Source organism: Alcanivorax sp., from assembly GCF_051117345.1.
Classification (GTDB): Bacteria; Pseudomonadota; Gammaproteobacteria; order Pseudomonadales; family Alcanivoracaceae; genus Alcanivorax.
Map to the genome: position 1 here is coordinate 1 of NZ_JBNPEC010000025.1, position 11,438 is coordinate 11,438.

Below are 11,438 nucleotides of genomic sequence, written 5' to 3' on the forward strand. Positions count from 1 at the left end.
CTTCCGCCTTGGCCATATTCTGGTGCGGCTCCCCGCCGGCGCCAGCCCGGAGGAAGTCCAGGCCGCCAAGCAGAAAGCCGCGAGCATCGTGGAACGCCTAAATCAGGGCAGTGACTTCCAGCAACTGGCCACGTCGGCATCCGACGGTCCCAACGCGATGGAAGGCGGCGACCTGGGCTGGCGCCCGGCGGCCCAATGGCCGAGCCTGTTCGCAGAAACCGCCATCGACATGAGCAAGGGCGAGATTTCCCAGCCGCTGCGCTCCGGGGCCGGCTTCCATATCATCAAGCTGATGGACCGCAAGGGCGGCATCGAAAAAGTGGTCACCCAGTACCAGGTCCGTCATGTACTGATCAAGGCCGATGCCTTGACCAGTGTCCAGGAGGCTCGTTCGCAAGCCATGCGCCTGCACGACAGCATTGCCTCAGGCCAGCAAGACTTTGCCGCCGTGGCAGCCGAGCATTCCGACGATCCGGGCAGTGCCCGTAACGGTGGCGAGCTGGGCTGGATCACCCAGGGCGAGATGGTGCCGGAATTCGAGGACATGATGCTCAATACCCCGGTGGGCGAGCTGTCGCCGGTGTTCGAGAGCCAGTTCGGCTTTCACTTCCTGCGCGTGGACGACACTCGCGACGCGGACATGAGCGAAGAATTCCGTCGCATGCAGGCCACCCAGGCCCTGCAGAAGCGCCGTTTCGAGGAAGAGCTGGAAACCTGGCTGCAGGAGCAGCGCAGCGAATCCTACGTGGATATTCGGTTGTGAAAATGCGTGTATTCAACATGCAACAGGCAACACGGACTACCCCCGGCACTCTGCACTCTCTTCTCAATGGCGGGTACTAGCCCATGCCGACCCGCCCCATTGCCATCACCTGCGGCGATCCCGCAGGCATCGGCCCCGATCTGGTCCTGACCCTGCCGGCATCCTTCCCGGATGCCGCCCTTGTGGCCATCGGCGATCGTGACGTGCTGGCCCATCGAGCCACACAACTGGGCCTGGATGCGCCGCTTTCTGACTGGCAGCCAGGTCAACCGCTGACGCCGGGCACCCTGCCGGTCTGGCACACCCCGGCCGGGGCGCCGGTCACTGCCGGCAAACCGGACCCGACTACCGCCAGCGGCACTATCACTATGCTGACCCGTGCCGCTCAGGGCTGTCTGGACGGCACCTTTGCCGCCATGGTCACCGCCCCAGTGGCAAAAAATGTGATCTGCGACGGTGCCGACCCGGCCTTTACCGGCCATACCGAGTTTCTCGCCGAACAGGCCGGAGTGGACCAGGTAGTGATGATGCTCACCGCCCGCGAACTGCGGGTGGCCCTGGTGACCACTCATCTGCCGCTCAGTCAGGTGTCCCAGGCAGTAACCCCAGACAGCCTGACCCGCACCCTGACCATTCTGCGCAACGACCTGATCGGCAAGTACCGCATTGATGAACCCCGCATTCTGGTGCTCGGGCTCAACCCCCATGCCGGCGAAGGCGGCCATCTGGGCCGCGAAGAGCTGGATGTGATCATCCCCACCCTGGACGCCCTGCGCGCCCGGGGCATGGCGCTCACCGGCCCGCTGCCGGCGGATACCGCCTTTCAGCCGGACCTGCTGGCACAGCACGATGCGGTGCTGGCCATGTACCACGACCAGGGCCTGCCCGTACTCAAGTACGCCGGCTTTGGCGAAGCCATCAATATCACCCTGGGGCTGCCCTTTATCCGCACTTCCGTGGACCATGGCACCGCCTTCGACCTGGCCGGCACCGGCAAGGCCAAGGCCGGCAGCCTGATCGCCGCCACCCGACTCGCTCTGGAGCTTGCCGCCACATGACAGAACACCGCACCCGCAAACGTTTCGGCCAGCACTTTCTGCATGACCGCAATTTGGTGGACCGCATGGTGCGCACCCTGGGGCTGCAGCAGGGCGACACCCTGGTGGAAATCGGTCCCGGCCGCGGCGCGCTCACCTACCCGCTGCTGGAAGAAATGCCTCACCTGCATGTGGTGGAGCTGGACCGGGACCTGATCGCCCTGCTGCGCCAGGAAAACAGCCCGGAACGGCTGACCATCCACGAAAGCGACGCCCTGCGCTTCGATTTCCGCACCCTGAAGCCCGCGGACAAGCCACTGCGGGTGATCGGCAACCTGCCCTACAACATCTCCACGCCGCTGATCTTCCACCTGCTCAGCCAGGCAGACGCCATCAGCGACATGACCTTCATGTTGCAGAAAGAAGTGGTCGACCGGCTCACCGCCAGCCCGGGCACCCGTGACTGGGGGCGCCTGTCGATCATGGTGCAGTACCACTGCCAGGCGGATTACCTGTTCTTTGTGCCCCCGGAAGCCTTCAGCCCGCCCCCTCGGGTGGATTCCGCCGTGGTCCGGCTGATTCCCCATGCCAGCCCGCCCCACCCGGCGGACGACGAAGAGCACTTGCGCCGGCTGGTGGCCCAGGCCTTCACTCAACGACGCAAGGCCATCCGCAATAGTCTAAAATCACAGGTAACGCTGGAGCAGTTCGAACAGGCGGGCATTGACGCTGGCCTCCGGCCGGACCAGCTCTCCGTGGCAGACTATGTGACCCTGGCCAATATCACCGGGCCGGACACCGCCAAGGGCTGACCGGCCTCTGCTGCACCGGAGCCTGGCCACATCGGCCCACAATCCATTCAGAGAGATTCACATCAACGGAGCCAACATGACCCCGCGCCACAATATCCAGGTTTCGGTAGATACCGAGTTTCTCCCCGATCAGAGCGATCCGGACAGCCTGCGCTGGGTGTTTGCCTATCACATCACCATTCGCAACGAAGGCACTGTCAGCGCCCGCCTGTTGACCCGTCACTGGATCATTACCGATGGTGAAGACCGGGTGCAGGAAGTCCACGGCGAAGGCGTCATCGGCGAACAGCCCCACATCGCCCCGGGCCAGAAGTTCTCCTACACCAGCGGTGCCATCCTGGAAACCGAGGTTGGCAGTATGCGTGGCAGTTACCAGATGATTGGGGAAGATGGCACACACTTCGACGCACACGTTCCCATGTTTACCCTGGCGGTACCGCATGCGTTGCATTGATAACGCCCGCACGCTGACAGGCAGCACGCAACACGAGAGACACCCCACTTCGGTCCCAGCCTACGTGTTGCATGTTGCATGGTCCGTGCAAGCTGGCGCCGGAGGCTCCCTATGAGCGATTACGCCATCGGTGATCTGCAGGGTTGCCTGGAACCTTTCAACTGTCTGCTTGAGCGCATCGGCTTCAATGCGGATCGCGACCGGTTGTTCCTGGCCGGCGACCTGGTCAACCGGGGCCCGGACTCCCTGGGCACCCTGCGCCGGGTTCATGAGCTGCGCGATAATGTGCACACCGTACTGGGCAACCACGATCTGCACCTGCTGGCGGTGGCTCAGGGCAGCACCGACAGCCGCCGCAAGGACACTCTGACGGATATCCTCGAGGCACCGGACCGCGACGCCCTGCTGGGCTGGCTGCAGGACTGCCCGCTACTGGTGGATATCCCGGAACATCAGGCGGTGATGACCCATGCTGGCATTCCGCCACTATGGACACTGGCTCAAGCCCGGGAACGGGCCCGCGAAGTGGAGCAGGTGCTGCGCGGCCCGCAGGTGGGCGAGTATTTTGCCAACATGTACGGTAACCAGCCGGCGGGCTGGGACGATGCCCTGCAGGGCGCGGAACGCTGGCGGGTGATCACCAATCATTTCACCCGCATGCGATTTGTGAACCTGGGCGGGGACCTGGATCTGGGTAGCAAGGGCGAAGCCGATGCCCCCCCGGAGGGTTTCATGCCCTGGTTCCAGCATCCCCATCGTCAGGCCACCGACACCCGCATCCTGTTCGGCCACTGGGCGGCACTGGAAGGCCGCACTGACGTGGCAAACGTAGACGCTCTGGATACCGGCTGCGTCTGGGGTGGCAGCCTCACCGCCCTGCGCCTGGACGATCTGACCCGAATCGCCTGCCACTGCTGACTCTCGGCGCTGGCTGGCACTTTTCCTCCCGGTAATACCCTCCGGAAATTGATGGCAATCCGCCAGTTACCTTCGCTTGTCAGAACGGTTTTTGCTTCTCCCTTGCCGCCCATTGTGGCTCGCCAGCCGTCCTGTCAGGCATTCGCCACACTTCATCCTTTTTCTGCAAAAAAAATTTTCCTTCCGCTTTGACTTCATCTGCCGTTTGGCTACATGCTAAAGGCGTGACTGCACGGTCAGGCCTGCAGTAACGAGCGCCCACTTTCATTTTTTATTTACGCGACTTTTTTTATTAATCAGTAAAAGTGGTCAAGGCATCTATCAAGGACACGCACCGCATGTAGTTTTGTTGTGACCATTGTTGGTTCCGCCAGGAGGAAGCAGGCATGAGCATTATCAGCCACTACCAGGCCCGGTTTGAGAGTACCCAGCAGGAAGAGATGTCGCTGGAAGAATACCTGGACCTGTGCAAACGCGACCCCAGCGCCTACGCCACCGCTCCCGAGCGCATGCTGATGGCCATCGGCGAGCCGGAAATGGTCGACACCGCCAAAGACCCACGCCTGTCACGCATCTTCTCCAACAAGGTCATCCGTCGCTACCCTGCCTTCGACGAGTTCTACGGCCTGGAAGAGGTGATCGAGAATATCGTCAGCTACTTCCGCCATGCCGCCCAGGGCCTGGAAGAAAAGAAACAGATTCTTTACCTGCTCGGCCCGGTGGGCGGCGGCAAGTCTTCCCTGGCGGAAAAGCTCAAGGCGCTGATGCAACGAGTGCCTTTCTACGCCATCAAGGGTTCCCCGGTTAACGACTCTCCCCTGGCCCTTTTCGACCCGGAGGAAGACGCCCCGATCCTGGAAGAGGAGTACGGCATCCCGCGCCGTTACATCCGCACCATCATGTCTCCCTGGGCGGTAAAACGACTGCATGAATTCGGCGGCGATATCAGCCAGTTCCGGGTCGTTAAACGTTACCCCTCCATTCTCGACCAGGTCGCCGTCGCCAAGACCGAGCCGGGTGATGAAAACAACCAGGATATTTCTGCCCTGGTGGGCAAGGTGGATATCCGCAAACTGGAAGACTTCGCCCAGGACGACCCGGACGCTTATTCGTTCTCCGGCGGCCTGTGCCGGGCCAATCAGGGCATTCTGGAATTCGTGGAAATGTTCAAGGCACCGATCAAGGTGCTGCATCCTCTGCTGACCGCCACCCAGGAAGGCAATTACAACGTCCCCGAACACATGGGCGCACTCACCTTCGACGGGATCGTGCTGGCCCACTCCAACGAAGCGGAGTGGCACACCTTCAAGAACAACAAGAACAATGAAGCCTTTATCGACCGGGTCTATATCGTCAAGGTGCCCTACTGTCTGCGTGTCACCGAAGAAATGCAGATCTACGAAAAGCTGCTGCGAAATTCCAGCCTGCGCGATGCTCATTGCGCACCGGATACCCTGCACATGCTGGCCCAGTTCTCCACTCTGACCCGCCTCAAGGAACCGGAAAACTCCAGTATTTATTCCAAGATGCGTGTCTATGACGGCGAGAACCTGAAAGACGTGGACCCCCATGCCAAGTCCATGCAGGAATACCATGACATGGCCGGCGTCGACGAAGGCATGAACGGCCTCTCCACCCGCTTCGCGTTCAAGATCCTGTCCAAGGTCTTCAACTATGACCACACCGAAGTGGCGGCCAACCCGGTACATCTGATCCATGTACTTGAGCAGCGCATTGATCAGGAGCAATTCCCCCAGGAGCGTCAGGAGCAATACCGCCGCTTCATCAAGGAATATCTGGTACCGCGCTACGTGGAATTTATCGGCAAGGAAATCCAGACTGCCTACCTGGAATCCTATTCCGAGTATGGCCAGAACATCTTCGACCGCTATGTCACCTACGCCGATTTCTGGATTCAGGATCAGGAATTCCGCGACCCGGACACCGGCGAGATTTTCGACCGACAGGCCCTCAACGAGGACCTGGAGAAAATTGAAAAACCCGCGGGCATCTCCAACCCCAAGGATTTCCGCAACGAGGTGGTCAACTTCGTACTCCGCGCCCGCGCCAACAACAATGGCAAGAACCCCAGTTGGCTCAGTTACCAGAAGCTGCGCGATGTGATCGAGAAGAAAATGTTCTCCAACACCGAAGACCTGCTGCCAGTGATTTCCTTCAATGCCAAGGGCAGCGAAGACGATCAGCGCAAGCACAGTAACTTCGTGCAGCGCATGGTCTCCCGAGGCTATACGGAAAAACAGGTACGCCTGCTATCCGAATGGTACCTGCGAGTTCGCAAGGCGCAGTAAGTGCTGCGACACGCAAAACGCTTCACGCCACAACGCGGGAAAAGCGGGCGCATTTTTCAGGCATCTGCCCGCGCCTAACTGGAATCGCGGCGGCAGAGCCAGCAGCCGCTCCATGCCTGTCCCGCGTTGTTGCGTGTCGCGTGTTGCATGAAGCCGCTTCCGGAGGAAGCCTATGAGCTACATCATTGATCGCCGCCTGAACGACAAGCGCAAAAGCACCGTAAATCGCCAGCGCTTTCTGCGTCGTTACCGCAAGCACATCCGTGAAGCCGTCAATGATGCGGTGAATCGTCGTTCCATTCAGGATATGGAACAGGGCGAGCGTATCAATATTCCCCGCAAGGACCTGTCCGAGCCCATTTTTCATCATGGCGAAGGTGGCCAGCGCAGTATTGTTCACCCCGGTAACAAGGAGTTTCATCAGGGCGACCGAATCATGCGACCGGAAGGCGGAGGCGGACAGGGCAGCGGCGATGGCCAGGCCAGCGATCAGGGAGAAGGTGATGATGCCTTCGCCTTTGAAATCGACAAGCAGGAATTCCTCAACTTCCTGTTCGAGGACCTGGAGCTTCCCAACCTGATAAAGCGACACCTGGAAGGCGCCCAGACCTTCCAGACCAAACATGGCGGCATTGTCAGCCAGGGCATGCCCGCCAAGATCAATATTGTCCGCTCCATGCGCCAGGCCTCCATGCGCCGCCGGGCACTCACCGCCGCCACCCGACGGCGCCTTCGCGACTGCAAATCCGAACGCGAGGAGCTACTGCAACAGGACCAGTCACCGCAACGCCAGGCACGCCTGCAGGAACTGGATGAGCAGATTGCCAAGCTGGAACGGCGCCTGGATCGCATTCCCTTTCTGGATACCGTGGACCTGCGCTTCAATCATCATGTGAAAGTGCCGGTGCCGGTGAGCCGGGCGGTGATGTTCTGCATCATGGATGTATCCGGCTCCATGAATCAGGACATGAAGGACCTGGCCAAACGCTTTTTCCTGCTGCTGTATCTGTTCCTGCAGCGCAATTACGAAAAGATCGAGGTGGTCTTTATCCGCCACCACACCAGCGCCAAGGAAGTGGACGAGGAAGAGTTTTTCTACTCCCGGGAAACCGGCGGCACCATCGTTTCCAGCGCCCTGAAGCTGACCCGCGATATCATCAACGAACGCTATCCGGTGGCGGAGTGGAATATCTATGCCGCCCAGGCCTCCGATGGCGACAACTGGAATGATGACTCCCCGGCCTGCGCCAGACTGATTGAAGAAGAACTGCTACCCAAGTTGCAGTACTTCTCCTACGTGGAAGTCATGCCCCGTGCCCACCAGGCCCTCTGGGACCACTATCAGAACATCATGGAAAAACACCCGGCCGCCTTCTCCATGGCGCAGATTGATGAGCCCGGCGAGATCTACCCGGTGTTCCGGCACCTGTTCAAGAAACGCATGGAGGAAGCATGACCCGCTATCTCTCCGAAGGGTCCGACTGGGATTTCGAACTGCTGGCCCGCTATGACGAGGCAATTGCGGATATTGCCCATAACAAATACGGCCTCGACACCTACCCGAACCAGATAGAGGTAATTTCTTCCGAGCAGATGATGGACGCCTATTCCTCGGTGGGGATGCCGGTGGGCTATAACCACTGGTCTTTCGGCAAACAGTTTGTCGAAGTTGAGGGCCGCTACCGGCGTGGGCAGATGGGGCTGGCCTATGAAATCGTCATCAACTCCGACCCGTGCATTGCCTACCTGATGGAAGAAAACAGCATCGCCATGCAAGCCCTGGTGATCGCCCACGCCAGCTACGGACACAACTCCTTCTTCAAGAACAATTACCTGTTCAAGACCTGGACCGATGCTTCGTCAATCATCGATTACCTGGTATTCGCGCGGCACTACATTGCCGAGTGCGAAATGCGCCACGGTGTCACAGCCGTGGAGGAAACCCTGGACTCCTGCCATGCCCTGATGAATTACGGGGTAGATCGCTACAAGCGGCCCTCCCCCATTTCCGCCGTGGAGGAAAAACGCCGCCAGCGCGAACGGGAAGAGTCCCTGCAGAAGCAAGTCTCCGAGTTATGGCGCACCTTTCCGCAGTTGCAGCCGGCTACTCAACGGCGCGAGGAAGACGGCACCTTCCCGGCTGAGCCACAGGAAAACCTGCTTTATTTCATCGAGAAAAATGCCCCCCTGTTGAAACCCTGGCAACGGGAAATCATCCGCATCGTGCGCAAGATGGCCCAGTACTTCTACCCGCAACGCCAGACCAAGGTCATGAACGAGGGCTGGGCATGCCTGTGGCACTACACCCTTCTCAACGATCTCTACGACAAGGGCCTGGTCACCGATGGCTTCATGCTGGAATTCCTGCAAAACCACAGCCAGGTGATCTATCAACCGCCCTTTACCGCCCCCTTCTACAGCGGCATGAATCCCTATGCGCTGGGTTTCAACATGTTCCAGGATATCCGCCGCATCTGCGAAAACCCGGATGACGAGGACCGGGAGTGGTTTCCGGAGATTGCCGGCACCGACTGGGTCGAGACGGTGAAATTTGCCATGGAGAGTTTCAAGGATGAGAGCTTCATTCAGCAGTTTCTGTCACCGAAACTGATCCGTTACTTCAAGTTTTTCCAGATCGACGATGACGAGCACAACGACTATGTGGAAGTGGCTGCAATTCATAATGAACAGGGTTACCGCAAGGTCCGCGACGCCCTGGCCGAGCAGTACAACCTGAGCATTCAGGAGCCCAACATCCAGATCGTGCGCGCCAACATCCATGGCGACCGTGCCCTGACCCTGCGCCACCAACGCAGCAGCAGCCGACCTCTGGATGATGACAGCGCACGAGAAGTCCTGCGTCACCTGCACCGGCTGTGGCAGTTCGACGTGCATCTGGAAAGCGTGGAAAACGGCAGCGTGGTCAACCGCTACAGCATGCCCCCGGAGCCCGTGCCTGAAGCTTCCTCGTAACGCTAACAGTCCTCAACCCCTTCGCGATGCGAGCATCACTTCCCACAGTGTAGTGCTTGAGCCACAGAGTTTTTTTGTGGGAAGCGATGCTCGCATCGCGAATACCCAGACTGAACGCGGCCAATATCCTTCCCGATTGGCAAAAAGCCCGGATCGCGTTGCCACTTTCAACTTTCAACGTGAAACTGTTTCAGTTGCCGACGCACCTGATGGTCCCCCAGCACAAACAGGGACAGGGCCAGCACAATCACCCCGGCACCGATCAGCACCATGCTGCCCAGGCTCTCGCCATTGAGCAGATTGCCCAGCGCCAGCGCCAACACCGGCGTAATCAGTGTGACCAGCGCCACCGTGGCGGCGGGCAGCCGTGACAGGATCTGGAAGTAGCAATAGAAGCCCAGCAGAGAACCGAACACGGCCAGATAGATAATGGCCGACAGCCCGCGCAGATCACCGCTATAGGCAAAGGACTGGCCGGCAATCAGCATGGCCAATGCGTAGCACGGCAATGACAATATCAGGCCGCCGACGGTCTGCTGCATGGGCTGCAGACCGGCGCCCACCCGCTGCACGGCAATGCCGCCACCTGCAAACAGGGTCACCGCAGACAACATCCACAGCAGCCCGGTACCACGCTCACCCAGATCCGCGCCGGCCAGCAGGCCCGCCAGGCTTTCATCAAACACCAGTGCCAACCCGAACAAACCCAGCAGGCAGGCGCTCCAGTGCCAGCCATTCAGTCGCACGCTGCCCGGCAAAGATTGCATCATCAGCCCGGAGAGTAATGGGGCCAGACCGAAAATCACCGAGATCAGACCGGAAGGCAGGTGTGTGGCCGCCATGTAGCTACACGCCATGGCACCGAAAATACCCGGCAAGGCAACGGTATAGCTGAGCACAGCGCGACCATGCAGCGGCAGGCGCTGACGCTTCCAGCACAGCCACATCAAGCCCAGCAGCGCAGCAATCGCCATACGCACACCGGCTGCCGCCAACGGTGCCATGGCATCACCACTCCATTTAATCCCCAGCGGCGTGGTTGCCCACACCGCCACTACGATCAAATACGCTGCCAGGGTTGGCATGTCGTTCTCCTTGAGTGAGCCACAAGCTTCAAGCTGCAAGCTACAACGCGGTCTCGGTCTGCCTTTTATTCTGACGACAACAGCCGCGAACGAATGTATGTGCGCGGCCTCAGCAATATCGGACAGAAAAACCTATTCCGTGTTGTAGCTTGTGGCTTGAAGCTTGCAGCTGGTTTACGACCTGCAACCCCCTAAAACGAAAAAAGGCCGCAGGTCAGGGACACTGCGGCCTTTTTGCAGAACTGAAACTTTCAGTCACACAGCCGCGGTCCCTGCGCACGCCATTTGCGTGCACAGTGATCTGCGACTAGAGAGTTCAGTTTCAGTACGATAGAAAGCATGCGACCATTCTGTCCAAGATAACGAGAGCGCACAAGATGAAAATTTATCTGGTCGGTGGTGCCGTGCGGGATGCCTTACTGGGACTGCCGGTGACAGAAAGGGACTGGGTGGTCGTCGGCGCCACACCCGACGAGATGCAGGCCAAAGGCTTTCGCCCGGTGGGGCAGGATTTTCCGGTCTTTCTGCACCCGAAAACCCAGGAGGAATACGCCCTGGCCCGCACCGAACGCAAGTCCGGCCACGGCTATGGCGGCTTCACCTTCCATGCGGCCCCGGATGTGAGCCTGGAAGACGATCTGGTGCGCCGCGACCTGACCATCAACGCCATGGCTCAGGAAGAAGGCGGCCAGGTGTTTGATCCCTTCAACGGTCGTATCGATCTGAAGGCCCGCCTGCTTCGCCATGTCTCCCCCGCCTTCGCGGAAGACCCCCTGCGGGTATTGCGGGTGGCACGGTTTGCTGCCCGCTACCACTGGCTCGGTTTTCGGGTAGCCGATGACACCCTGGCGCTGATGCGACAGCTGGCTGACAGCGGCGAGCTGGATTATCTGGTGCCGGAACGGGTCTGGAAGGAAACCAGCCGGGCGCTGATGGAACGCGACCCCCAGGTCTTCTTTCAGGTATTGCATGCCTGTGGCGCCCTGCAGGTGTTATTACCGGAATTGGCCGCTCTGGACGGCGTTCCGCAACCGGAACAACCGCATCCGGAAGTGGATACGCTGGTACAGCACTGGCTGTGCCTGGA

The 11,438-nt window shown here is 59.8% G+C and carries 9 protein-coding genes and 1 pseudogene; 9 read left to right on the top strand and 1 reads right to left on the bottom strand.

Annotated features, from left to right (window positions below; genetic code table 11):
- From ACFE0K_RS01800 to ACFE0K_RS01835, 8 genes are all read left to right on the top strand, one after another.
- The coding region (locus ACFE0K_RS01800) for a peptidylprolyl isomerase (protein ID WP_434534434.1) at positions 1-763 on the top strand (763 nt) is incomplete at its 5' end.
- Positions 764-846: 83 nt separating this feature from the next.
- Complete coding sequence (gene pdxA, locus ACFE0K_RS01805) at positions 847-1,821, top strand: 4-hydroxythreonine-4-phosphate dehydrogenase PdxA (RefSeq protein WP_434534435.1); 975 nt, start codon at positions 847-849, stop codon at positions 1,819-1,821.
- Positions 1,818-2,612 (top strand): 16S rRNA (adenine(1518)-N(6)/adenine(1519)-N(6))-dimethyltransferase RsmA, encoded by a 795-nt coding sequence (gene rsmA / locus ACFE0K_RS01810; protein ID WP_434534436.1) that lies wholly within the window; start codon positions 1,818-1,820, stop codon positions 2,610-2,612. Before pdxA ends, rsmA begins: the two co-directional genes overlap by 4 nt.
- A gap of 76 nt (positions 2,613-2,688) precedes the next feature.
- On the top strand, positions 2,689-3,066 hold the full coding sequence (gene apaG / locus ACFE0K_RS01815; protein ID WP_434534437.1) for a Co2+/Mg2+ efflux protein ApaG: 378 nt from the start codon (positions 2,689-2,691) through the stop codon (positions 3,064-3,066).
- 111 nt (positions 3,067-3,177) lie between these two features.
- The gene (locus tag ACFE0K_RS01820; RefSeq protein WP_434534438.1) at positions 3,178-3,984 is read left to right on the top strand and encodes a symmetrical bis(5'-nucleosyl)-tetraphosphatase; all 807 of its coding nucleotides are present in this window, start codon (positions 3,178-3,180) and stop codon (positions 3,982-3,984) included.
- Between the two features lie 386 nt (positions 3,985-4,370).
- The gene (locus ACFE0K_RS01825) at positions 4,371-6,293 is read left to right on the top strand and encodes a PrkA family serine protein kinase (RefSeq protein ID WP_434534439.1); all 1,923 of its coding nucleotides are present in this window, start codon (positions 4,371-4,373) and stop codon (positions 6,291-6,293) included.
- A gap of 172 nt (positions 6,294-6,465) precedes the next feature.
- Positions 6,466-7,749: a YeaH/YhbH family protein gene (locus ACFE0K_RS01830; RefSeq protein WP_434534440.1), complete on the top strand. Its 1,284-nt coding sequence runs from the start codon at positions 6,466-6,468 to the stop codon at positions 7,747-7,749.
- The gene (locus ACFE0K_RS01835) at positions 7,746-9,266 is read left to right on the top strand and encodes a SpoVR family protein (RefSeq protein WP_434534441.1); all 1,521 of its coding nucleotides are present in this window, start codon (positions 7,746-7,748) and stop codon (positions 9,264-9,266) included. The genes ACFE0K_RS01830 and ACFE0K_RS01835 overlap by 4 nt, the downstream gene beginning before the upstream one ends.
- Positions 9,267-9,433: 167 nt before the next feature.
- Here ACFE0K_RS01835 and ACFE0K_RS01840 read toward each other — a convergent pair whose 3' ends face one another.
- The gene (locus ACFE0K_RS01840) at positions 9,434-10,351 is read right to left on the bottom strand and encodes a DMT family transporter (RefSeq protein ID WP_434534442.1); all 918 of its coding nucleotides are present in this window, start codon (positions 10,349-10,351) and stop codon (positions 9,434-9,436) included.
- Between the two features lie 377 nt (positions 10,352-10,728).
- On the opposite strand from ACFE0K_RS01840, the pseudogene cca reads away from it, so the two are divergent.
- Positions 10,729-11,438 (top strand): annotated as a pseudogene (gene cca / locus ACFE0K_RS01845) (multifunctional CCA addition/repair protein); the annotation flags it as partial.